This is a genomic window from Enterococcus viikkiensis (genome assembly GCF_005405345.1).
Lineage (GTDB): Bacteria > Bacillota > Bacilli > Lactobacillales > Enterococcaceae > Enterococcus_A > Enterococcus_A viikkiensis.
In genome coordinates this window covers 182084-207118 of record NZ_BJDW01000003.1, presented here as the reverse complement: position 1 = coordinate 207118, position 25035 = coordinate 182084, and the positions used below count along the sequence as shown (strand labels likewise).

At 41.4% G+C, this 25035-nt stretch carries 22 protein-coding genes and 1 other annotated feature; of the genes, 11 read left to right on the top strand and 11 right to left on the bottom strand.

The annotated features are described in order from the left end of the window. Positions 1–538 precede the first annotated feature (538 nt). The 3 genes from croR to serS all read left to right on the top strand — a co-directional run bounded on the left by croR (position 539) and on the right by serS (position 3964). A complete protein-coding gene (gene croR, locus FFM67_RS03465; protein ID WP_016179267.1) occupies positions 539–1228 on the top strand; it encodes a response regulator transcription factor CroR in 690 nt (229 codons plus the stop codon). Continuing rightward, positions 1218–2399 carry a sensor histidine kinase gene (locus tag FFM67_RS03460; protein WP_137613233.1) on the top strand — a complete coding sequence of 394 codons (1182 nt, stop codon included), beginning with the start codon at positions 1218–1220 and terminating at the stop codon, positions 2397–2399. The genes croR and FFM67_RS03460 overlap by 11 nt, the downstream gene beginning before the upstream one ends. Before the next feature lie 30 nt (positions 2400–2429). After that, positions 2430–2639: a binding site (T-box leader), on the top strand. A 44-nt stretch (positions 2640–2683) separates the two neighbouring features. Continuing rightward, positions 2684–3964: a serine--tRNA ligase gene (serS, locus tag FFM67_RS03455; protein ID WP_137613232.1), complete on the top strand. Its 1281-nt coding sequence runs from the start codon at positions 2684–2686 to the stop codon at positions 3962–3964. A gap of 45 nt (positions 3965–4009) precedes the next feature. Here serS and guaB read toward each other — a convergent pair whose 3' ends face one another. Further along, complete coding sequence (gene guaB, locus FFM67_RS03450) at positions 4010–5494, bottom strand: IMP dehydrogenase (protein ID WP_137613231.1); 1485 nt, start codon at positions 5492–5494, stop codon at positions 4010–4012. Positions 5495–5589: 95 nt separating this feature from the next. Next, positions 5590–6069, bottom strand: a complete 480-nt coding sequence (locus tag FFM67_RS03445; RefSeq protein WP_137613230.1) for a MerR family transcriptional regulator — start codon at positions 6067–6069, stop codon at positions 5590–5592. A gap of 143 nt (positions 6070–6212) precedes the next feature. Here FFM67_RS03445 and FFM67_RS03440 point away from each other — a divergent pair, with 143 nt between their 5' ends. Next, positions 6213–7679, top strand: coding sequence for an MDR family MFS transporter (locus tag FFM67_RS03440; RefSeq protein WP_137613229.1), 1467 nt, complete (start codon positions 6213–6215; stop codon positions 7677–7679). Continuing rightward, positions 7676–8383 carry a DUF4811 domain-containing protein gene (locus tag FFM67_RS03435; RefSeq protein WP_137613228.1) on the top strand — a complete coding sequence of 236 codons (708 nt, stop codon included), beginning with the start codon at positions 7676–7678 and terminating at the stop codon, positions 8381–8383. Before FFM67_RS03440 ends, FFM67_RS03435 begins: the two co-directional genes overlap by 4 nt. Positions 8384–8431: 48 nt before the next feature. Here the strand turns inward: FFM67_RS03435 and FFM67_RS03430 are convergent, their stop codons facing one another. The 7 genes from FFM67_RS03430 to FFM67_RS03400 all read right to left on the bottom strand — a co-directional run bounded on the left by FFM67_RS03430 (position 8432) and on the right by FFM67_RS03400 (position 13907). Beyond that, on the bottom strand, positions 8432–9142 hold the full coding sequence (locus FFM67_RS03430; RefSeq protein WP_137613227.1) for a DUF1129 domain-containing protein: 711 nt from the start codon (positions 9140–9142) through the stop codon (positions 8432–8434). 12 nt (positions 9143–9154) lie between these two features. Next, entirely contained in the window at positions 9155–10255 is a 1101-nt protein-coding gene (gene ychF, locus FFM67_RS03425; RefSeq protein WP_137613226.1) for a redox-regulated ATPase YchF, read from the bottom strand. A gap of 34 nt (positions 10256–10289) precedes the next feature. Next, complete coding sequence (locus FFM67_RS03420) at positions 10290–10487, bottom strand: DUF951 domain-containing protein (protein WP_071863093.1); 198 nt, start codon at positions 10485–10487, stop codon at positions 10290–10292. A 19-nt stretch (positions 10488–10506) separates the two neighbouring features. Then, positions 10507–11394 carry a ParB/RepB/Spo0J family partition protein gene (locus FFM67_RS03415; RefSeq protein ID WP_071863092.1) on the bottom strand — a complete coding sequence of 296 codons (888 nt, stop codon included), beginning with the start codon at positions 11392–11394 and terminating at the stop codon, positions 10507–10509. Beyond that, positions 11381–12148 (bottom strand): ParA family protein, encoded by a 768-nt coding sequence (locus FFM67_RS03410; protein ID WP_071863091.1) that lies wholly within the window; start codon positions 12146–12148, stop codon positions 11381–11383. Before FFM67_RS03410 ends, FFM67_RS03415 begins: the two co-directional genes overlap by 14 nt. 33 nt (positions 12149–12181) lie before the next feature. Next, positions 12182–12895 carry a 16S rRNA (guanine(527)-N(7))-methyltransferase RsmG gene (gene rsmG / locus FFM67_RS03405; protein ID WP_137613225.1) on the bottom strand — a complete coding sequence of 238 codons (714 nt, stop codon included), beginning with the start codon at positions 12893–12895 and terminating at the stop codon, positions 12182–12184. 118 nt (positions 12896–13013) lie between these two features. Then, complete coding sequence (locus FFM67_RS03400) at positions 13014–13907, bottom strand: LysR family transcriptional regulator (RefSeq protein ID WP_137613224.1); 894 nt, start codon at positions 13905–13907, stop codon at positions 13014–13016. A gap of 133 nt (positions 13908–14040) precedes the next feature. On the opposite strand from FFM67_RS03400, the gene FFM67_RS03395 reads away from it, so the two are divergent. The 6 genes from FFM67_RS03395 (at position 14041) to FFM67_RS03370 (ending at position 21426) form a co-directional block, all read left to right on the top strand. After that, entirely contained in the window at positions 14041–15276 is a 1236-nt protein-coding gene (locus tag FFM67_RS03395) for an MFS transporter (protein ID WP_137613223.1), read from the top strand. A 103-nt stretch (positions 15277–15379) separates the two neighbouring features. Continuing rightward, a complete protein-coding gene (locus FFM67_RS03390; RefSeq protein WP_137613222.1) occupies positions 15380–17407 on the top strand; it encodes an oxidoreductase in 2028 nt (675 codons plus the stop codon). Between the two features lie 46 nt (positions 17408–17453). Further along, on the top strand, positions 17454–18332 hold the full coding sequence (locus FFM67_RS03385; protein ID WP_137613221.1) for a shikimate dehydrogenase: 879 nt from the start codon (positions 17454–17456) through the stop codon (positions 18330–18332). A 12-nt stretch (positions 18333–18344) separates the two neighbouring features. After that, entirely contained in the window at positions 18345–19583 is a 1239-nt protein-coding gene (locus FFM67_RS03380; protein ID WP_137613220.1) for an MFS transporter, read from the top strand. 35 nt (positions 19584–19618) lie between these two features. Further along, a complete protein-coding gene (aroD, locus tag FFM67_RS03375; protein WP_137613219.1) occupies positions 19619–20371 on the top strand; it encodes a type I 3-dehydroquinate dehydratase in 753 nt (250 codons plus the stop codon). Positions 20372–20682: 311 nt separating this feature from the next. Then, entirely contained in the window at positions 20683–21426 is a 744-nt protein-coding gene (locus FFM67_RS03370) for a Tim44 domain-containing protein (protein ID WP_137613218.1), read from the top strand. Positions 21427–21532: 106 nt separating this feature from the next. Here FFM67_RS03370 and mnmG read toward each other — a convergent pair whose 3' ends face one another. Further along, positions 21533–23428 (bottom strand): tRNA uridine-5-carboxymethylaminomethyl(34) synthesis enzyme MnmG, encoded by a 1896-nt coding sequence (mnmG, locus tag FFM67_RS03365; protein WP_137613217.1) that lies wholly within the window; start codon positions 23426–23428, stop codon positions 21533–21535. Positions 23429–23461: 33 nt separating this feature from the next. Then, on the bottom strand, positions 23462–24859 hold the full coding sequence (gene mnmE / locus FFM67_RS03360) for a tRNA uridine-5-carboxymethylaminomethyl(34) synthesis GTPase MnmE (RefSeq protein WP_137613216.1): 1398 nt from the start codon (positions 24857–24859) through the stop codon (positions 23462–23464). Between the last annotated feature and the right edge of the window lie 176 nt (positions 24860–25035).

Sequence of the window (25035 nt, the reverse complement as noted above, 5' to 3'; positions counted from 1 at the left end):
GCTATGTTGTTTGCTTCTATAAAAGAAGCGCCCTACACATTTGGTTTGTTTTATTCGTTCAGTTTTCAAAGGTCTACATTGTTTGTCGCTTTGTTTCAGCAACTTTTATATCATAACAGGTTACTGAGTGAATGTCAACAACTTTTTTCAATTAATTTTTGAAGAAGTTGTCGTCATCGCTTTATGCGACTTTGTTAGAATAACTGATAGACAGCTATCTGTCAACAATTATTTTAGGTGTTCCAAAATGTTTTTCGCTGTTTCAGAACATAAAATAATATAGCAGTTTTAATGGATTTGGTCAACAAAAAAAAGAGAATTTTATCCACTTTTTTTAAACACGATGAATAAATATAGATAACTTATTTTCGTTCGTTTTTTCAGATTTTGTAACCGAATAAGCAGCCGAATTTCAATTTAACTTTCGCTATTTTATTTTTCATTTTTTCTTAACTCCCGGGTCTGCCTTTCGCCTTCCTATCATTTCTTTGGTAAAATGGAGAGGCAAGGATATACAAATGGACGGAGGAATCATTTAATGAAAGTACTAGTTGCTGATGATGATAAAGAAATTGTAGAATTACTAAGCATTTATTTGCATAACGAAGGATATGAAGTCGTTAAAGCTTATGATGGGAAGGAAGCGTTAAGCAAGCTACGGACAACGAACGATATTGATTTACTTCTATTAGATATCATGATGCCAGTCATGGATGGTATGCAGGTGGTCAAAGAGTTACGTAAGGAATCTCAAATCCCCATCATCATGTTAACGGCTAAAACAACCGATATGGATAAAATCAAAGGTTTAGTTGCCGGAGCAGATGACTACGTGACAAAACCCTTTAATCCCTTGGAAGTCATGGCACGGGTAAAATCTTTATTGCGCCGAACACAGATGCATGTCGCCGAAGATCAACCAGACATTTTAGAAATCCAGTCGTTGATCATTAACAAAGACTCTCACGAAGTAAAAACCGTGGACGGAAAAGAAATTCAATTGACTGCGTTAGAATTCGGAATTCTGTATTTACTGGCAAGTCATCCAAATCGTGTTTTTTCAGCGGACGAGATCTTCGAACGCGTGTGGAAACAAGAAAGTATCGTCTCAGCGAAAACGGTCATGGTTCATGTCAGTCACCTACGTGATAAGATCGAGGAAGCGACTGATGGCGAAAAAGTGATCCAAACCGTTTGGGGTGTGGGTTATAAGATTGATGCAAAATAATGTAGAAAAGAAAAAAAGGATCACCCTTACATCGAAGGAAGTCAGCGAATTAATTGCTGAGGGAATCGTCACCGTTATTCTATTGCTTCTATTAAATGTGGCAATAATGGTTCTATTCACTCAGATGTTAAACAACTCACCTGATTTGTCCGATGCAATCTATCGCTCCAAAAATATTTTTGCTAATAGTTTAGACAGTGATATTTTTTGGAGCGGACGAAACTTTGTCATTCCTTTTTTCGGGATCATTGATATTTTGATTGTTTTTTGGCGTTTGATTCGTCGTTATCGGCAAATGCAGCTGCGTCATATTATTAATGAGCTGCATTACATCGCTAATGGGAATTATGATTATCGCATCCCTTTCGAACTACGGGGGGACCTCAGCAAAGTCGTTGACAGTATCAATGGATTAGTTGACAGCACGGTAGCGGCCATTGAGGATGAACGGGCGATTGAAAAATCTAAAGACGAGTTGATTACAAATGTCAGTCATGATATTCGCACCCCTTTGACTTCTATCATTGGTTACTTGGGCTTAATCGAAGATCGGCAATACCAGAATACGGATGAAATCCTTAAATACACTAGCATCGCCTACAAAAAAGCCAAACAAATGAAGTCCTTAGTCGAAGATTTGTTTGAGTATTCCAAAGTACGCCAGCCCTCTGTACCGGTTAATAATGTCTCCTTCGATATGGTCCAGCTATTAGAACAATTGGCAGCTGATTTCGAACTCGAAGCTAAGAAAAAAGAGATTCAAATTCTAGTGGATACAACAGAAAGTCAGTTAGTCATGGATGGCGATACCGAAAAACTTGTCCGGGTTTTTAATAACTTAATCACCAATGGTTTAAAATACGGAACCCATGCAGACAAAATCATCATTAAGATTGAAAAGGCCAAAAACGAAGCCGTCATTACGGTTCAAAACAATGGCCAACCAATTCCTAGAGAGGCCTTGGATCAATTATTTGACCGCTTTTATCGCGTGGATGAATCCCGCTCGCAAGAAATCAGCGGAACTGGCCTAGGCTTAGCCATTACCCAAAATATCGTAAATCTACACGGTGGCTATATTTATGCTCAATCAAATGACGATTGGACTTCTTTTATCATTCATTTACCGTTGCACAAAAATCAAGTGAAGGTCCTTTCAGATAATCATTGACTTTAATTTTTCGATTGCTTATACTGGTCTCAATAAGAGATGCAGGAAACCAAGTACTTGAGTTTGTTTTTTTAGAGAGTTGATGGCTGGTGAAAATCAACAGAACGACTTAGGGAAATCCAGTTTCACGATCTGCGTTTTTCGAAAGAGAAACCGGGTGACGCCGATACTCGTCGTTCAAGTGCAGCATTTGCTGAATTTGGGTGGTACCGCGAAATTATACACCGTTTCGTCCCTGTCAATGGGATGAGACGGTGTTTTTTTATTTTAAAGGAGGAAAAACAATGCTAGACGTAAAAATGATTCGTAACAATTTTGCCGAAGTAAGCGAAAAATTAGCCACTCGTGGTGTGAAAGAAGAAGTCTTAAAACGTTTCTTAGACCTAGACGAACAACGCCGCCAATTATTGGTTAAAACAGAGGAGCTAAAAAAATACCGGAATGATGTCTCTGGTGAAATCGCCAAACTAAAACGCGAAAAAAACGATGCTACTGACAAAATCGCTGAAATGAAGGAAGTCGGCGTAAAAATCAAAGACTTCGATACACAAGTCGCTGAGATCGATGCCCAATTAACTGAAATCACGACGACCTTACCAAATCTTCCTCATGATTCTGTACCAATCGGTGAAGATGAAGACGACAATGTTGAAATGCGTCGTTGGAGCACGCCTCGCCAATTCGCGTTTGAACCAAAACCTCACTGGGAAGTTGCTGAAAATCTGGATATCTTAGATTTTGAACGTGGAGCAAAAGTTTCTGGTAGCCGCTTTGTTTACTACAAGGGCTTAGGTGCACGTTTGGAGCGGGCTGTTTACAACTTTATGTTGGATGAGCATGTTTACGAACAAGGCTATACGGAAATGATTACCCCTTACTTGGTAAACAGCAAATCAATGTTTGGGACTGGACAATTTCCAAAATTCAAAGAAGACGTCTTCCAAGTTGAAGATCGTGATTTGACGTTGATCCCAACTGCAGAAGTTCCTTTGACTAACTATTATGCCGATGAAATCTTAGATGGCAAAGACTTGCCGATTTATTTCACTGCGTTATCTCCTTCTTTCCGTTCTGAAGCAGGCAGTGCGGGGCGTGATACTCGCGGTTTGATTCGTTTACATCAGTTCCATAAAGTGGAAATGGTAAAATTCAGCGATAAAGAATCTTCTTACGATGAATTAGAAAAAATGACGCAAAATGCAGAAGTGCTTTTACAAAAGCTTAACTTACCTTATCGCGTAATTACCTTGAGTACCGGTGATATGGGCTTCTCAGCAGCGAAAACCTATGATTTAGAAGTTTGGGTCCCTGCACAAGATACGTACCGTGAGATCAGCTCTTGTTCAAACTGTGAAGACTTCCAAGCTCGTCGTGCCATGATTCGCTACCGTGATGAAGAAGGCAAAATTCAATATGCTCATACGCTGAATGGCTCTGGTTTAGCCGTTGGCCGAACAGTTACCGCTATTTTAGAAAACTATCAAAACGAAGACGGATCTGTTACCATTCCAGAAGTATTAGTACCTTATATGGGGAATGTAAAAGTTATCAAAAAAGAAAAATAGTTCCACTCAAAAAAAGACCTCGGAAAATTTCCGAGGTCGCTTTTTTTATTGTTCTACTGAATAGTTTGGTGCTTCTTTCGTAATTTGGACATCATGAGGATGCGATTCTTTTAAGCCATTGCCACTCATTTGAACAAATTGTGCGTTTTCCCGTAGACTTTGCAAGTCGCCGGCACCGACATACCCCATACCAGCTTTCAATCCGCCCATCATTTGGAAAATGATGTCTGCGGCAGATCCTTTATAAGCTACTCGGCCTTCAATCCCTTCTGGGACTAATTTATTGGCTTCATTAACGCCACTTTGGAAATAACGATCACTTGAACCTTTTTCCATTGCGCCTAATGACCCCATACCACGATACGTTTTGAACCGGCGACCTTGATAAATTTCAAATTCACCTGGCGATTCGTCCGTTCCAGCTAACATTGAACCAAGCATTACGGCAAAACCACCTGCTGCCAAAGCCTTCACGATATCACCGGAATATTTGATTCCGCCATCGGCAATGATTGCTTTGCCATATTGACGCGCAACTGAAGCCGCATCATAGATAGCCGTCAATTGTGGGACACCCACACCCGCAACTACCCGTGTTGTACAGATTGATCCGGGACCAATTCCCACCTTCACAACATCAACACCTGAATCATACAAGGCTTTTGTGCCTTCTGCCGTTGCAATGTTCCCTGCAATCAACGTCGCTTCTGGGAAGGTTTCACGAATCTCGCGAATTTTGCGTAACACCCCTGCACTATGGCCATGGGCCGTATCAATCACGATCGCATCTGCTCCCGCTTTTAACAATGCCTCTGCACGTTCAAACGTATCACTCGTTACACCAACTGCCGCAGCAACCAGCAAACGACCATGCTCATCTTTCGCAGCATTCGGAAATTCGATTACTTTTTCAATATCTTTGATGGTAATCAAGCCGCTTAAACGACCTTCAGCATCAACGATCGGTAATTTTTCAATTTTATGTTTTTGTAACGTTTTTTCGGCATCTTGCAATTTCGTTCCAACTGGCGCTGTTACAAGGCCTTCTTTTGTCATAACTTCGTGGATTGGAATCTCATAATCGGTGACAAAACGCATGTCACGATTCGTAATAATACCGACTAATTTCCGATTTTCCATTGTTTCTACAATTGGAACACCACTGATCCGATAACGGCTCATCAAATCTTCGGCATCTTGAACCTTATGTTCTGGTGTTAAGAAAAACGGATCGATAATCACGCCGCTTTCTGAACGTTTTACTTTACGAACCTCGTCTGCTTGGGCAGCAACACTCATATTTTTATGGATGACTCCAAGACCACCTTGACGGGCCATCGCGATTGCCATTTTACTGTCAGTCACCGTATCCATACTGGCACTTATTAACGGAATGTTCAATTTGATATTTTTCGCTAATTGCACGCTCATATCCACATCATTTGGCAATACATGGCTCTCCGCCGGAATCAACAAAACATCATCAAATGTCAGACCTTTTTTCGCAAATTTCGTTTCCCAATTAGACATTGTTCGTTACCACTCCCCAGAATTATTTTTAATAATGAAACTAACAGAATGATAGAGCCAAGTCAATATCTTAACTTGAAATACTCATCTAACCTTTATTTTTCTTTCGACTCAAACCATTTTTCAAGTAAATCCTCGGTAATTTCTGCTTCTTCAATCATCTGATAAGTCGATTGATTGGTTTGATTGTCACGGATTAAATAAAAACCTGCTTGATTCACAAAATCATCTAATTGTATTACGGTGTAACGATTGCCAATATTTTGAATCCCTTTGAAGGTATCCCGCAGTAACAACTTCGCATGATGAACATTTTCTTGTCGTTCCTTTGCCTTTTCAACTGCTACAGTTAACGTATACCCTTCATCTAAAAAGTGTTTAATTATTTCCACCTTGATAACCATCGGTAATTTAAACTGACGATTGCCACTTTTTTCCCCGGCCGAATGAATGTAGCCTTTTTGTTCCCAATAACGAATTTGCCTTGGTGAAACGCCCGTTACTTTACTTAATTCACTGATTCCTACTAATAAGTCGTCACTTTCTAGGAGCTGCTTGACCGTATTATTCTTCACAACGCATCCCTCTCTTCACCTTATGATTATACTTTCATTGACAATTGTGTCAAGTAAGTTGACAAAAAAATAAAACAGCAGTACAGTAACAATCGAACATTCATTATTTCTGAAAATTTCCAAAAGAGAGAAGGCGTTAGATCGTGAGTAATAATCAAACGGTCGATATTTATGGGAAACCCTACAATCGTTCTTTACTAGTCGTTGTACTATTAATTGGAACATTCTGTACGGTGTTAAATCAAACATTATTAACAACAGCTTTTCCAGCACTGATGAAAGCTTTTGACATATCAGCTTCCAGTGTTCAGTGGCTAACAACTGGCTTTCTGCTAGTAAATGGGATTATGATCCCAATCAGCGCATGGCTAATCAACAAATTTAGCTCAAAAAGATTATACTTAACAGCTATGACTATCTTTTTGATTGGTACGATTACTTGTTTTGTCGCACCAAACTTTTCTACCTTATTAATCGGACGTTTAGTCCAAGCAGCCGGTGTCGGTATTTCTATGCCATTACTGCAAAACATTATGCTATCCATCTTCCCGCCAGAAAAACGTGGCTCAGCCATGGGAATGGCCGGAATTGTTATTGGACTTGCACCAGCATTAGGCCCTACCCTTTCTGGCTGGATCATTGATCATTACACGTGGCGTGATCTTTTCGGTATGGTCATTCCAATTGTTGTTTTAGTTTTAGTTTTAGCCATCTTTTTAATGAAGAGCGTTATCCAATTATCCAATCCCAGCATTGATGTATTCTCAGCATTGCTGTCAACAGTTGGCTTCGGTAGCTTATTATACGGATTCTCTTCTGTCGGCAACGACGGTTGGGGCAGCTTGAAAGTGATTAGCTTCTTAGTTGTCGGTGTTATCGTCATCGGACTTTTCGTATGGCGCCAATTACATTTAGAACATCCTTTCCTAGAACTGCGCGTCTTCAAATCACCAATTTTTACCATTGCCGCAATCCTAAGCGGAGTTGTCAATATGGCGATGGTCGGTGCTGAAATGGTTCTTCCATTATATATCCAAAATATTCGTGGAGAATCGGCCTTTCATTCTGGTTTGATGCTTTTGCCAGGGGCTGTCATTATGGGGGCGATGATGCCGATTACTGGAGCAATTTTTGATAAACACGGTGCGAAACGATTGGCTATCAGTGGGATGTTGATTCTAACAGCGGCAACTTTACCATTTGCTTTTCTAACAAAAGAAACACCGATTGCTATGATCGTCATTTTATATGCAATGCGGATGTTTGGTATCTCAATGGTTATGATGCCCGTCACAACTTCAGGTATGAACGCCTTACCAATGAATCTAATCAGTCACGGTACCGCCGTAAACAATACTTTCCGCCAAGTTGCTAGTTCAATCGGAACAGCTATTTTAATCAGTGTACTAACGAATGTAACCAAAGATAATTTACCTAAAGCGGACTTACTGAAAACATTGCCTTTGACTTATAAGAACCAAGCAATCAACGCAACCTTATCTGGTTATCACGCTGCTTTCTTTGTAGCAGTGATCTTTGGGGTTGTCGGTTTCGCCATCACCTTCTTCCTAAAAGCGAATAAAAAAGTTGAAGGAGGCGTTGCAAAATGATTTTTGCTATAACAATTATCAGCGTCTTGGCTTTTGCCTTAACTAATATTTTTGCTAAAAAAGCGTGGCAGACTATTTTATCTGTGATCTTTGCTGCAATCTTCCTAGTCAGCCTAGGATTCGTTACCGCCAACGACCATTATCACTATGGAATGAAGAAAGTCACTGAAACAACAACTCAAACCTTAACGTCTAGTGTGAATAACAAAAATATGAATCTGTTGCTTTATCAACCACTTGGTAACGGAACTGAAAAAGTTTATCTATATAAAACCAATGAGTCTCAGAAAAAGCCAAAACCAACGGGAACGGATCATGTTACGAATGTAGTGAAAAAAAATCAAGCCAACGCACAACTACAAACAGCCAAAACCTATTGGGTTTATAAAAATGACACCGCTAAGTTGTGGTTCGGCCTTTCTAGTAAAAATCATCAATTAATCAAAGAAAAAAATACCTTTAATGTCAAAGAGGACTGGTTAGTTTTAAGTACGGATCAGGCCAAAAAATTAGCAAAACTAGTTCAAGAAAACAAAGATTCTATGCAAACGGCTGGTAAAGCTTTCGTTCAAGAGAAAGTGAAAGCCGCCATGATGAAAAATCCAACAATGGACCAAGCCGCTCGCCAAAAAATAATCCAACAGGCCACCGCAGAATATCAACAACAAGCGATGGCAAAGATTATTGCAGAAGTAACTAAATAAAAAAAAATAAGGACTTTGCTTCTAAAAAGAAGCAAAGTCCTTATTTTTTTAACGTCGTGGCGCTGAAGCCAAACTGCTGATAATGCCAAAACGTTTTTTCAAATAGAAACGTAGTGCTAAACCGATCGCCGCTAATGCGATCAAGACCACGGGATCTAAAATCGGATTTAAGGACGCTGGCAATAGCGCTGCGCCATTAAAGACTAAGAACCACACGAGTGTTACAGATCCTAACATTAAAATCGTCTTCCAAGTCTTTGGTTTTTTCGATTTATCTGCTCCTGGTTGCTCATACTGATAAATAAACAGATACATCATATAAAAGATCAAGCCGCCGACTGCCGAAGCAACGACTAATGCGGTCAATCCATAACTCGTGGATTGGGCTTGTGTTCCACGTGGAACAAACAATCCCATGATACCGGACAAAATCCCTAACAAACCAAATAATAATAAGAAATTGTCTAGCCACATCAACGAAGCAACGGTCGATTTTTTTTGTTCAACAGGCTTATTGACGATGGCTTCCAAACGTTCTGAGACGGTTCCGAATAATTGACGGGCGGTTTTCCCAGTTTTTTGTTCTTCAACTAGTGTCGGCAACATCTCATTTAGCGCGATGATCGTTTGTTCATCGGTTAAATTCGCCGCTTTCAAAGCCTTCTTTAAGTCAAAAATATACTGTTCGTTCCGCTTAGTCAACTTCGTCTCAAGTTCACTGTTTTCTGCATTCAAAGTTCGCAACTCTTCTAACTCCATTGTTCTTTCCTCCTAGACGTTAAAACGGAACAACATTACATCGCCGTCTTGCACAACATAATCTTTTCCTTCCAGTCTGACACGTCCAGCTTCTTTAGCCGCGTGCATACTGCCATATTGATCTAAATCTTCAAAAGATACCGTTTCAGCTCGAATGAAGCCTCGCTCGAAGTCGGTATGAATAATGCCGGCTGCTTGAGGAGCCTTCATGCCTTTACGGAAGGTCCATGCACGAACTTCTTGTTCACCTGCAGTAAAATAAGTCGCTAAGCCTAACAAGTCATAGGCTGTCCGGATTAATTGATCCAAACCAGATTCTTCAATTCCCATCGCTTCTAAGAATTCTGCTTTGTCTTCATCTTCCAATTCCGCGATTTCTTCTTCCGCTTCCGCACAAACCACAATCACTTCTGAGTGCTCACTAGCCGCAAAATTACGGACAGTTTGCACATAGGCGTTGTCGTCTGGATCAGCAACGGTATCTTCATCAACGTTGGCGACATAAAGTACGGGCTTACTCGTCAACAAGAACAAGCCTTTAACGATTTTTTGTTCCTCTTCAGTAAATTCAATCGTACGAGCCGATTGTCCTTCTTCTAAGACTGGAACCAGTTTGTCTAAGACGGCCAATTCTGCTACTGCATTTTTTTCTTTCGTTTTAGCTACTTTTGCAACCCGCGGGTAGCGTTTATTAACAGAATCCAAATCAGCTAAAACCAACTCTAGATTGATTGTTTCGATATCTTCTAACGGATCCACGCGGCCTTCCACATGAGTAATATTTTCATTATCAAAACAACGAACGACATGACAAATCGCATCTACTTGGCGAATGTGGCTTAAAAATTGGTTTCCTAAGCCTTCTCCTTTACTAGCACCTTTGACGATTCCGGCAATATCGGTAAATTCAAAGGTCGTTGGAACAGTTTTCTTCGGATGAACCAATTCCGTTAGGCGTTCTAAACGCCAATCAGGCACTTCCACCATTCCGACGTTTGGGTCGATCGTCGCGAAAGGATAGTTGGCAGCTTCTGCCCCGGCTTTTGTGATTGCATTAAATAAGGTAGATTTACCAACGTTTGGCAAACCTACGATTCCGGCTGTTAAGGCCATAATTTACTTCACTCTTTCTCTACTAAGGATGGGATTAAGCTTGAGTCGAATCAGCTTTCTTCTCAAGGATTTTTTTCATTTTCTTTTCAAAATCACGGCGTGTCATCATTACAATGTGACCGCAATTCACACATTTAATTTTGATATCGGCACCCATTCGAATGATCTCCCAGCGATTTGTCTGGCAGGCATGGGGCTTTTTCATCTCAACGATATCACCTAAATCATACATCTGGCAAACCTCCTATTGGTTACTCATCAAAATGAATATTTAAGATGTCTAGGATTCGGGTCAGATCTGATGGCGATAAATATTCAATCGCGATCTTGCCTTTCCCGTCTTTTTCGACGATTTCGACGCCTGTTCCGAATTTATCCATTAAACGATCTTCACTTTCACGCAGATAATATGGCTTTTCTTTCGTTAAGCGTGGACCTTTTTTCTTGTCTTTGGCTTTACCTTCATTGTATTCATTAACGATCTGCTCTAATTGCCGGACCGTCAAATTTTCTTTAACTGCACGATTAGCTAATTTCAAAATTTGATCTTTTTTCTTTAAGCCTAGCAACGTGCGAGCTTGTCCCATGGATAAGCGTTCATCTTGGACCATTTCCTTAACTAATTTAGGCAAGGTTAACAATCGTAGATAATTAGCAATATAAGGACGACTTTTTCCTAAACGAGCGGCAACATCTGCTTGTGTCAATTTCAAATTTTTCATCAGCATTTCGTAGGCTTCCGCCTCTTCCAACGGATTCAAATCTTCCCGCTGCAAGTTTTCTAAAACAGCAATCTGCATCATCGCTTCTTCATCAAACTCACGAATGATTGCTGGTATCGTTTCTTTTCCGGCTAATTTTGACGCCCGAAAACGACGTTCACCAGCGATTAGCTCATAGCCTTTAACGGCGGATTTTCGAACGATGATCGGTTGGAATACACCGGATTGCTCAATCGAATTGGCTAATTCTTGCAAGGTCGTCTCATCAAAAGACTTTCGTGGTTGATAGGGGTTTGGGCGTAGGTCACTTAATGGCAGTTCCACCACTTGATCGTTTTTTATATCGACTTCTTCGATTTCAGACAAATCTTGAAATAACGCGTCGATTCCACGACCTAATCCTTTACTTTTGCTCACGAACTAACACTTCCTTTGCTAGAGCTTGATACACTTCCGCACCTTTTGAACGGGGATCATAATCAATGATCGGCTTGCCGTGACTCGGTGCTTCAGATAAGCGGACATTTCGTGGAATGATTGTATCATAAACTTTTTCTTGGAAGTAACGGCGTACTTCTTCCACTACTTCGGCCCCTAGATTGGTGCGGGCATCATACATCGTAAGTAAGACCCCTTCGATTTCCAAGCCTGGATTGAAGTGCTTTTGAACAAGCCGTACCGTGTTTAACAATTGACTCAAGCCTTCTAGTGCATAATATTCACATTGAACCGGGATCAAGATCGCATCACTGGCAGTGAAGGCATTGATTGTCAAATGACCTAATGATGGTGGGCAATCCACCAAAATAAAATCATAGTCATCACTGACCTCTGCTAACGCACTTTTCAACCGTGATTCTCGGGCCATCATGGAAGTCAATTCAATTTCGGCTCCAGCCAATTGCAACGTCGCAGGAACGATGGAAAGATTCTCCCGTGATGTTTCGATGATCGTCTCTTTGATTGGGACCTCGTTGACTAAAACGTCATAAATATCTTGTTTGACATCCGGCTTACGCACACCTAGACCGCTAGTAGCATTTCCTTGCGCGTCGCTGTCGATTAACAGGACTTTTTTACCAACAAAGGCTAAACAGGCACCCAAATTGACCGTTGTTGTCGTTTTACCGACGCCGCCCTTTTGGTTTGCAACAGATATGATCCGTGCCATCTAATTTCCTCCTAAAACAAAATTTCATTTAACTTACTTTAACGGCTGCTTATTCGGCAACCCGGGTTTACGTGGATACTTTTTCGGCGTTTCCTTTTTCTTTTGCACCGTGATGATATGACGAGTATTGCCATTTGGCAATGAAACATCCTCCGCTTGAATCAGCTTCCCACCTAATAAAGCGATCGCTGGTTTGGCTTCTACTAATTCTTCTTCACTTTTTGCTGCTTTTAAGGCAAAGAAGTAGCCGTTCTTTTTGACTAAGGGCAAGCAAAGCTCTGTCAACACATTCAAACGGGCAACTGCACGGGCAGTGACGAAATCAAAGGTCTCACGAAATTCTTTTTTCTGACCAAATGTCTCCGCTCGATCATGATAAAGAGACACATTATCCAACTCTAACGCCTCAACTAAGGTGCTTAAAAAGGTAATTCGTTTGTTCAACGAATCAACAATCGTAATCTCTAATTCGGGGAAAACGATTTTTAATGGCAAGCTAGGAAACCCCGCGCCAGAACCGACATCGCATAATTTCCCTTTAGGCTCAAAAGTATCCGAAAAAGCCAGTGTAATCGAATCATAAAAATGTTTCAAATACACCTCTTGATGGTCCGTGATCGCAGTGAGATTCATCTTTTGATTCCACTCAACCAACAAATCAAAGTAGGTCGCAAATTGATTCAGCTGTTTAGCTGAAAGTTCGATCCCTTGCGCGGCTAATTCCGCTTGAAATTCTTCTGGTGTCATAAGAAATCCTTTCATTTCGTGAAACAGCAAAATGTTTCACAGACTATCCTCTACTTTAACGCATTATCACTTTACATGCAATGGTTTACGTATGTTTCACAAGCAGATTAAGAAAGCTTTAACGCCCTCCTAGATGGACCGTTTCCAAACAAAAATCATAGAATTTTTTTAAGACGGGAATTTCTAAATTATTTTTTTTCGCCGCTAAATAAATATTCCGATCTTCTAATGGATCCTCAATTTTTATTTTTTTGACGGGATAGGAATTGATCGAAGGGATATTAGGCATCAAAGCAATCCCATATTTTTCTCCAACAAAGCCTAAGACACTGTGATCCTCTTCTAATTCGCATTGGACAGACAATTCAATCCCTAACTGTTTAAGCTGACGATCCAGATACGGCCGCAAACCACTTTGTTTTCCATAATAGACGTAGGGATAAGACAATGTCTCTTGCAATTTGACACTTTCACGCGTGGCTAATGGATGGGATTCTGGCACGACTAATACTAGCTCTTCTTGCGCTAGCAATTGAAATACTAAACTTGGGTCCTCGCTTATAATGGAACAAATGCCAATATCGATCGTGTCATTTAGCAGCATCCGAATAATTTGGTTTGAATTTCCTTGATGAAAAACAAAATGAATCTCACTGTTTTCATCTTCCTGCTGAAAGGCTTGGACTAGCTGCGGCGCTAACGTCGAACCCATTGTATAAATGAAACCAAATTCGATCTCCCCTGAGTTTGGATTAATCATTTCTTGCAGTCTGTGCTGTCCTTTTTCGAGTTCCTGCAATGCTGGCTGAACATATTCGTAAAAGACCCGACCATGGCGCGTCAAAAATATATTTCGTCCTTTTTTTTCAAACAAAGCGACTCCGAGCTCTTGCTCCAAAACCGTCATCGCATGGCTCACATTAGGCTGTGACGTATTCGCCAGCTCAGCCGCCTTCGTCATATGCTCACTTTGAGCCAACAAAACGAAATACTCCAATTGTCGTAAGTTCATCTATCTCACCTCGTTTAATAAATCAATTTTATCAATCTTATCAAAATAAAGCATTAGTTTTAATAAAACAAATACATTAGGATTAAGGTATAATCAAGTGAATAATGTCACATGATAGGAAAAGGATTGAATTATGAAAACAACAAAGTACCGGCTACTGATCAGCAGTCTATATTTCAACTACATCTTTCAAGGGATGGCAGCGATTATCCTGTCACAAAATATGGATAAATTAAAAACCCAATGGCAAGTCTCAACGTCACAAGTGACTTTAGTCATGAGTGCGATCGGTTTGGGCCGAATTATCAGCTTGTATTTCTCTGGCTATTTTTCAGATACCTTTGGTCGCAGGAAAACAGTGATTGTTGCGATTCTTTCGTATGCCCTCTTCTTTTTCGGTGTACTTTTTAGTCCAAATTATCAATTCGCCTTTTTCTTCGCTTTATTTGGCGGCGTCAGTAATGCTTTTTTAGATACCAGCACCTACCCAACCTTAGTAGAAGCCTACCCTGATGAAAAAACCAATAGCTCCTTAAGTGTTTTAAATAAAGCCTTCATCTCATTAGGTCAATTTATTCTACCTTTTATCACTCGCTATCTTTTGCAAAAAGAGCTTTTCTTCGGCTGGCCTTTCATTCTTTGTGCCGTTTGTCTATTAGCTAATTTAGGCTATCTGCTTTTTACCAAATTCCCGCCTTTAAGCTCTTTGCCTAATAAAACACAAATTAACGAAAATAATTGTGAAGAAAATAATAATATTGGCGAGTTCAAAATCGATGGTGCTTCTTTACTCGTCTTTTCCTTTGTCTCTGTCTCGATCTTTAATATTTTTATTCTTTGGATTCCACAATATGCTGAATCCATGCGGGTCGTTTCTCACGAAAATAGTTTGATCTTCGTTAGTCTGTATAGCGTAGGCTCCTTTGTCTCCGTTTTCTTTACCTCTGGAATTGTCAAAAAAGGCATAAACATACCTAAACTGATCAGCTTCTGTGTGGGGATTTCTGGTTTTACCTTGCTTTGGATGCTGCTTTCACCCAGCTTTGTATCGACGATCGTCGCTTCTTTAGCTATCGGTATTTTTGCCGCCGGAGGGATTTGGCAGCTGGGATTAGCGTTAATGTTGGAATTATTTCCCAGTAGAAAAGGTAAATATACTAGCTACTACTCCTTAGCAACCTCCACTTCAGTTATGATCACACCCTACATTACAGGTATTCTTAGTGAACATGGAATGGAATATGTCTTTTGGTTTGATGTGTTTTTGGTTTTATTAGGCTTTATCGCTTCGCTTGTGATTCAGCAGCGGTACAAAAAGTTTTTTCCTGCTGAAATAACTGAACCCTATAACAATAAAAAATATTTATGATTTCAATCAATATAAAGCATTAGATTTTATAGATTTCCTTCCGTACAATGAAGACAAATGATAATTGTGAATATATTCATTTGTCTACGAAAGGATGAATCCTATGGAAAAGTACCAAACCCTTTTTAAACCTCTCACAATCAAACGACTAACATTAAAAAATCGCGTGATCATGCCGCCTATGGGAACAAATTTTGCCAACCAAGATGGAACCTTCAATGAGCAGCACTATTCCTATTACGAGCAACGAGCAAAAGGCGGGACTGGGCTGATCACATTGGAAAACGTTTGTATCGATTATCCTCTAGGAACCAACGGAACCACTCAGTTAAGAATGGAAAACGATCAATTTATCCCTGGCTTGTGGCAATTCAACGAGCGAATGCATGCCTATGGCGCAGCAACCTCCATCCAAATTAATCATGCTGGAGCTTCTGCTTATCCTTTACGCCTTCAAGGAAAGCAGGTCGTCTCTGCTTCTGATGTTCCTAGTAAAACTGGCGGTTTAAAACCACGCCCGCTTGAAAAAACAGAAATCGAAGCAATCATTCAAAAATATGGGGAAGGCGCGGCACGAGCACAGCAAGCAGGCTTTGATTGTGTGGAGATCCACGCGGGTCATTCCTATCTGATCAGCCAATTCTTATCGCCCGTCTACAACAAGCGCACCGATGAATTTGGTGGATCGCCTGAAAATCGCGCTCGCTTTGCACGAATGGCTATTCAGGCCGTACGAAAAGCAGTCGGTCCTTTTTTCCCCATTTCTTTACGTATCAGCGCTGATGAACTTTTACCTGAAGGTAATACCTTAGACGATACACTGAATTTACTTACTTACATCGCAGAGGATGTTGATATTCTCAATGTTTCGGCTGCGCTGAATGATAATCTACAATATCAAATTGATAAAATGAACTTAAAAGATGGCTGGCGGAGTTATATGGCTAAAGCAGTCAAAACTCATTTCCCAGAAAAGGTCATCGTGACTTCAGGAAATATCCGCAGCCCACAACGTGCCGAAGAAATCCTACAAAACGGCGATGCTGATCTAATTGCTATGGGACGCGGTTTGATCGCGGAACCGAATTGGGTCAATAAAGTCGCACAGGGGCAAGAAGCGTTGCTTCGTAAATGTATCTCTTGTAACATCGGCTGCGCAGATCATCGAATCGCTAAATCACGGCCGATCCGCTGTACCGTAAATCCTGATATTTATTATGAAGATGCCCATAAAAAAGAGCCGATCACTACCCCACTAAATATGGTGGTGATCGGTGGTGGGACCGCTGGTCTCGAAGCCGCAGCAAGTGCTGCTGAGATGGGCGTTGACGTCACTCTTTATGAAGAAAAAGGCTATTTAGGCGGTTTGGCTCACGAGATCGCTCGTTTTCCAGACAAACGCCGGATCGACGATTTCGTTACTTATCTAACCAATCGGGCCGCACAGTTGCCTAATTTGACGATTCATTTGAATCATCGCTTTGTTCCAACTGATTTGAAACAACGGCCTGACTTGATCGTTAATACGACCGGTGCAACACCGCTTTTGCCGCCAATCAAAGGCTTGCATGAGGAACTAGCACGGACCGATCGCCATGTCTTTTCGATTTTCGATCTTTTAGGAAATATGGAAAACTTCCAAGACTTCTCCAATAAAAAAGTAGTGGTTATCGGTGGTGGTGCTGTCGGCTTGGATGTTGTTGAATACTACGCCGAAAATGGTGCTGAAAAAGTCGATATCGTCGAGATGGTGGATCAATTAGGCAAAGATTTGGATACCATCACAAAACTAGGCATGATGGAGATCGTTACTGATTATCAGGTAGGTGTTCACACCTCAACAAAATTGATGGAAGTCCAAAAAGATCGTTTTATCGTGGAAGATTCTACTGGAAAAATTGAAGAGTTGCCATTTGATCTAGGCTTTATCTGCTTAGGGATGAGAGCTAACGCACCATTGATACCTGAACTTGCAACCTATGCCCAACAAAGAGATGTTACATTACTTAACATTGGCGATAGTAAAGTCGCTCGCCGTATCATGGAAGGAACGAGAGAGGCTCGTGATATTGTCAAAGTCATTAAAAATTTAGAGGCTCAACGCGTTTCATCTTTTGCCGCTTCCTATTGATCTGTACTTCACAAAATAAAACATAAAGTAAGCGAGGAATTGAACAATGACAGAAAGATTGACTGGACACACCTTATTAATCAGCTTGATTGCAAAACCGATTCGCCACAGTATGTCCCCAACCATGCATAACGAGGCCTTTGCTAAACTAGGGTTGGATTATGCTTACTTAGCCTTCGAGGTGGATAACTCGACCTTGAAAGAAGCGGTAGACGGCATCCGCGCGTTAGGTATTCGTGGTTCTAATGTTTCTATGCCAAATAAGCAAGCAATCATCCCTTACCTAGATGAGATCTCCCCTGAGGCAGAATTGATTGGTGCCGTGAATACCGTAACCAATAAAGACGGCAAAGGCCATCTAGTCGGTTACAATACCGATGGGATCGGAGCAATGGCTGCTTTAACCGATGAAGGCGTGTCCGTAAAAGATCAAATCATCACCATGACCGGAGCAGGCGGCGCAGGTACGGCCATTGCAATCCAAGCAGCCTTTGATGGTGCAAAGGAAGTACGTATCTTCAATGTGAATGATGACGTTTTTGAAAATGCCGCAGAAACTGTCAAAAAAATCAATAGCCATACGGATTGTACCGCAACTTTAACCGATCTAGCCGATCAAACGGCCTTTAAAACCTCTATTAAAGAAAGCAGTATCTACATCGACGCAACCGGTGTTGGAATGAAACCGTTAGAAGATGTCAGCTTGATCAATGATCCAGAGATGATTCGTTCAGATTTAGTCGTTTTTGATGTTGTTTATGCTCCTAGGGAAACGAAACTGTTGCGCTTTGCGAAAGAACACGGTGCGAAAAAAGCAATTAACGGCTTAGGCATGATGCTTTATCAGGGAGCCGCAGCTTTCAAATTCTTTACAGATGAAGAAATGCCGGTCACTTATATCAAAGACTTGCTATTTGACGAATAGGCGGAGGATAAAATGAAAAATAAATATTTGCCGACAGCAATCGGGCTCTATATCAACTATATTATTCACGGGATGGGTGTTATCATCATCTCACAAAATCAAAAAGCCTTAATGGGTCAATGGAATACCGATTTGATGGGGGTTGCGAAAGTAATCTCGATGTTAGGGATTGGGCGTTTGATCGCGATCATGATCTCTGGCCGTTTATCTGATAAATTTGGCCGAAAGCCCTTTATCTATTTAGGTATCATTACGTATTCCTTGTACTTCTTCGGGATCTTATATAGTCAAAGTGTCAATATGGCCATGGTTTTCGCGGTGATTGCTGGAATCTCTAATTCATTTTTAGATTCGGGAACTTACCCTGCATTGATGGAATCCTTTCCTAAGAAGGCCGGTACCGCAAATGTCTTGATTAAAGCCTTTGTCCAAATCGGCCAGTTTGCATTACCGATTATGTTAAAAGTTATCAATACGAGCAATATGTGGTTCGGTTGGTCTTTTGTTATTCCGGTAATCGTCTTTATTTTAAACGGTCTCTTCTTATTGAGACGCCCCTTTCCAGACCAAGATGCCAAAGAAAACCACCAGCCTGAGATCCAAGCGGTCAAGTTCAAGCGTCAACCAAAAATCGCCATTGAAGGGGTTTGCTTCATCATCTACGGATTTATTTCGCAAGCAACGTTCTATTTGATCTCTCAATTTATCGGGGTCTATGGTGAGCAAGTTGCCAATATGTCCGCCGACAACGCCAATTTATTGATCTCCTACTACTCCACCGGTTCTTTGATTTGTGTCGCTGTAACGGCTGCGTTAGCGACGAGAGTTCGCCCAATTTACTTGGTCACACTTTATACCTTCGTTTCATTTGTAACGATCACGATTATGTGGCTGTTCCCATCACCGACAGTTATGATGATCGGTGCAGGACTAGTCGGGTTCTTCGCAGCCGGCGGAGTGATGCAGCTCGGTTTGACCGTTATGGGAGAAATGTTCCCTGCTGGTAAAGGAACGATCACAGGTATTTTCTATACCTTTGGCAGTATCGCCTCTTTCTTGATCCCAATCGCTGCGGCTGCAATTGCCAAGACGAATGTTCGTGGTATCATGTTCTTTGATACGATTATCGCTGGAATCGGTTTTGTCTTGGCGGTGATTATCTTTATTCGCTATCGCAGCACGGTCGATTTATCAGCGGATAAAGAAGAAAAAAGTTCTTTACAGTTAACAGAAACGCAAGCAAAAAGCTAAATAGAATTTATTTGTGTGAAGCAGGAGGAAAGAACATGAAAAAAGTAACAATCGATCAGCTTGTGATTGGTGAAGGAGAGCCGAAGATCATCGTGCCCATGGTTGATCGGACAGAAAAAGCGTTACTGGCATCAGCCGCTCAAATCAGCCAATTGGATTGTGACATCGTGGAATGGCGAATTGATTTCTTTGAAGCGGTAGAAAAGCCTGAAATCGTTGCTGAACTATCCCATAAACTGAAAACGGCGTTGAATAAACCCTTACTTATCACCTTTCGAACATACCAAGAAGGCGGCGTATTGCCGTTAAGCGATGAAAAGTATTTCGAGCTTTATCAGACGGTAATTGCAGAAGGAAAGGCCGATTTGCTTGATTTAGAATTGTTTATGCCGGAAGCACCGGTCACTCAAACAATGAAGGCGGCCCAACAAAAAGGCATCAAAGTCGTTATGTGCAACCATGATTTTGACAAGACGCCGGCGAAAGAAGAAATCATTACGCGCCTCCGCGCGATGCAGGAAAAAGGCGCGGATATTTGTAAAATCGCCGTGATGCCTCAATCCTCCGCAGATGTTCTAACGTTACTGGATGCGACCCGCGAGATGTATGAAACTTATGCCGATCGGCCACTAATTACCATGTCGATGGGGGCACTGGGGATGGTCAGTCGCGTCTCTGGTCAAGTCTTTGGTTCTGCCGCAACCTTTGGCTCTGCCGGAACCGCTTCGGCGCCAGGTCAGGTCCCTGTTAATGAACTAAGAAAAATTCTGAAGACGTTGGCGGTCTGATCAATTAAAGCTATTTTTTCTAAAAGCAAGTGCTTGCTAAGCGCTTGCTTTTTCGTTATCTAAAATTATGTAATTTAGTTATTTAAACTCATTCAAAAAGCTTCTATAGATTCGCTTTAAGTACACAAAATCCTGACCTCAATAAATTGTTTCACATGAAACAAGGATTTTCTCTACTTTCAAATGAACAAACTGTTTTAAATTAAAAATACTCTTTTATCTACTAAAAAAACTATCATTTTCAACAGTAAACATCGCTTCTACTAAATTTTATCGTTATAATCAAACAAACTTCAATTTAGGAGCAATTTATGAAAAGAATAGTTATTTTTATTTTAGCTTTTTTCTTATTTTTAACTGTTTATCCAAGCGTTTCCCAAGCTACCGCCGGCGGTCATTCTGGCGGCCGGTCTGCACACTCAAGTAGTCGCAGCAGTGGCGGCTTGCATAGTTATTCTGGAAGCCGTGGTAGAACATTGAGGACTTATACCCCTCATTACTATGGAGGAACACGTTCACCTCTTGGCTCTTTCCTTTCTGGTTTATTTTTTGTTGGTGTCGCCGGGTTTTCAATCTTACGAAAAAAAATTCGTGTCCATCAATCGAATGTAGCCACCCGTCAAGATTTTTTAGCTGCCATTCCCGGTAACAACCAAAAGAAACAGCATTTGCTACAAGAAGTCGAAACGGCCTTTTTAACGATCCAAAACGCTTGGAATCGGTCGTCTTTAGAGGCTGCGAAAAAATTTTATACTGAAAAGCTCTACCAAACGCATTTGGTAATTTTAAATGAACAACGGGAAAAGGGCTTTGCTAACCGAACTGAAAAAACACAGCTTCAAGAGCTTTCAAACTATCGCTGGATCAATCCAAATAGTTTTTCAGTCCAGATTTACTTTACTTGCTTAGATTACGAAGAAGAATTAGCTACCGGTAGAATCCTTACTGGCAGTACTAGTCAGAAACAAGCTTTTTTACAAACGTGGTATTTTGATTATGATGATTCAGATCAGCGCTGGAAAGCTGATTATATCCAACCTATTTCTTTAAGCTAAAACGCACAAAGAACCTGTGACAAAAAGCTTGTCACAGGTTCCTCCTATAAATAAACGGCGTTCTTGAAGCTGAACACTGCTGTCACAACCTCTTGATAGTATTATTTTATTCTGCTGCTACCTTAGCGATCTTCCCTTGTTCCACGTAAACCATCAAGATACTGATGTCTGCGGGATTCACACCGCTGATTCGGCTCGCTTGGGCGATCGTTTCGGGTTGGATTTTTTGTAATTTTTGCTTAGCTTCAGTGGCTAGTCCATTGATCGCCTCGTAATTGATCCGTTCTGGAATACGTTTCGCTTCCATCCGTTTCAATTTTTCGACTTTTTCCATCGCTTTTTTAATATAGCCTTCATACTTGATTTGGATCTCTACTTGCTCGATTTCTTTTTCCGTTAATTCATCATTGGCCGGAATGAATTGCAATAATTCTTGGTACGAAATTTCTGGACGCTTCAAGAAATCATTGGCTAAAACACCGTCTTTCAATTCTGCGCTGTTTTTAGCCCGTAGGAAGCTTTGAACGTCTTCATGGGGTTTGATCCGAATCGATTGCAAACGAGCCATCTCCGCCTCAATATGGGCCTTTTTAACTAAGTACGATTGGTAGTTTTCCTCTGCGACTAAACCAATCGCATGTCCAATCTCTGTTAAGCGTAGATCAGCATTATCGTGACGTAAAATCAACCGGTATTCTGCTCGTGAAGTCAATAAACGATACGGCTCGTTCGTTCCTTTCGTTACTAAGTCATCGATCATAACACCAATATAGCCATCGCTGCGCTTCATGATAAAAGGGTCTTTTCCTTGGATTTTTAAGGCAGCATTGATCCCTGCCATCAATCCTTGTCCAGCTGCTTCTTCGTAGCCACTTGTTCCGTTGGTTTGTCCAGCGGTATAAAGATTTTCAATCACCTTTGTTTCCAGTGTTGGGCGTAATTGATGAGGGGCAACCATATCATATTCGATCGCATAGCCAGTCCGCATCATTTCAGCGTTTTCTAACCCTTCAATAGAATGTAAAATCTCATTTTGAACATCTTCTGGTAATGAAGTCGATAAGCCTTGGACATAGACTTCTTCTGTGTGACGGCCTTCTGGTTCTAAGAATAATTGATGACGTTCTTTATCTGCAAAACGAACGATTTTATCTTCAATCGATGGGCAATAACGAGCCCCTACCCCATCAACGATCCCAGTAAACATCGGCGCACGATGCAAATTGTTCTGAATAATTTGATGACTGTTCAAGTTTGTATACGTTAACCAGCAAGGGATTTGCTCTTTCAAATAGCTGCTGTCAGGCGTTTGATAGCTAAAATGGTTCGGCTTTTCATCGCCAGGCTGGATTTCCGTCTTGCTGTAATCAATCGAGCCTGATTTTACTCGCGGCGGTGTTCCAGTTTTAAAGCGATGGATCTCTAGGCCCAACTCTCGCAAATGATCCGCCAGCTTAATGGATGGCTGCGAGTTATTAGGACCTGAGGAATATTTTAATTCACCAATGATAATTTCCCCACGCAAAGCCGTTCCGGCGGTAATAATCACCGCTTGGGCTGAATAAACCGCACCGGTTGACGTAACAACTCCTTTACAGATACCTTCTTCAACAATTAAACGATCCACGACCCCTTGTTTCAAGGTTAGATGTTCTTCTTTTTCAATCGTGTGCTTCATTTCTTCCGCATAGGCGTGTTTATCGGCTTGGGCCCGTAATGCTCGAACCGCGGGACCTTTACCGGTATTCAGCATCCGCATTTGGATATAGGTCTTATCAATATTGCGACCCATCTCGCCACCCAGTGCATCGATTTCGCGAACGACTACCCCTTTGGCGGGACCTCCGATTGAGGGGTTACATGGCATGAATGCCACCATATCTAAATTGATCGTGATCAATAGGGTCTTCTGTCCCATTCGTGCAGCGGCTAAAGCGGCTTCTGAACCAGCATGGCCAGCGCCGACGACGATCACATCATAATTTCCTGCTTGATATTCCATGGAGTTGCTCCTTCATTTATTAATAGTCTGTCCTTATTTTCCTAAACAAAACTGACTGAACAATTGTGTGATCAGCTCATCTTGCACACTGTCGCCGACGATTTCGCCTAAATAATCCCAACAGCGATTCATATCGATCTGAACCAAATCAACCGGCATGCCAGCCATGATCCCATTGCGAACCTCACCTAAGGATTGACCTGCTTTTTCCAACAAGGCAATATGTCGCGTGTTAGACACGTAGGTCGCGTCTTTTTCACCGGTTTGACCACCGAAAAATAGGGTCGCGATTGCTTCTTCTAATTGATCTAAGCCATTTTTTTCTAAAACAGAAATCGAAAAGACCGTTTCATTTTCCATATACTCGCCTAATTCGGCTAAAGATAATTGCTGCGGAAGATCCGTCTTATTTAACAGAATGATCCGCTTCAATCCTTTCGTTGCTTCTAACAACTCTTTATCTTCGGGGGTCAGCGCTTCACTTTGATTCAATACTAACAAGATCAAATCTGCTTCGCTCAAAGCTTTGCGGCTGCGTTCCACCCCGATCCGTTCAACAACATCGTCTGTTTCACGGATACCTGCCGTATCGATTAATTTCAACGGTACGCCTCGAACATTCACATATTCTTCAATCACATCACGAGTCGTTCCCGCAATCTCTGTGACGATCGCTTTTTCTTCATGTAGCAAATAATTCAACAAGCTGGACTTACCTACGTTTGGACGACCAATAATCGCCGTGCTCAGGCCTTCTCGTAAAATTTTTCCTTGCTTGGCATTCAGTAATAGCGCATCGATTTGTTGACCGACCTGCTGTGCTTTTTCTAACAATAATTGCGTCGTCAGTTCTTCTACATCATCGTATTCTGGATAGTCGATATTGACTTCCACTTGGGCCAATGTTTCTAAAATTTCTTGCCGTAATTGACGGATCAAGTGAGATAGATTCCCGTCTAATTGGTTAATTGCAACATTCATCGCCCGGTCTGTTTTTGCGCGGATCAAGTCCATCACTGCTTCCGCTTGGGACAAATCTACCCGACCGTTTAAAAAGGCCCGTTTGGTAAATTCCCCAGGTTCAGCCAGACGTGCACCCGAACGTAAAATTAATTGCAGTAGTTGATTGACGACGACGATGCCGCCATGACAATTGATTTCAACAATATCTTCCCGCGTAAAGGTTTTGGGCGCCCACATCACACTGACCATCACTTCATCAACGACCTGCTGATCAGCAGGATCGACGATGTGACCGTAATGGATTGTATGAGAAGGTACATCTAGTAAACATTTCTTTCCGCTGCGATAGACGCTGTCTGCGATGGCCACCGCTTGATCGCCGCTTAAACGGACAATGCTGATCGCTCCCTCACCAGGTGGTGTGGAAATCGCTGCGATCGTATCAAATTCTAAGGTGATCTCTGCCACTTTGTTTCCTCCTAATTTAGAACATAAAAAAAGTGCCTACTCCACCCCTTAGTAAAAGGAGTAGATGAGCACTTTGACTGCTTTTCTACAAAATTCTGTCGCTAGATTAGCATATTTTTCGGGACAATTCAAGTTTTCATGCTGAAATTGTCTCCTTTATCAAGTTTTGGTAAAGA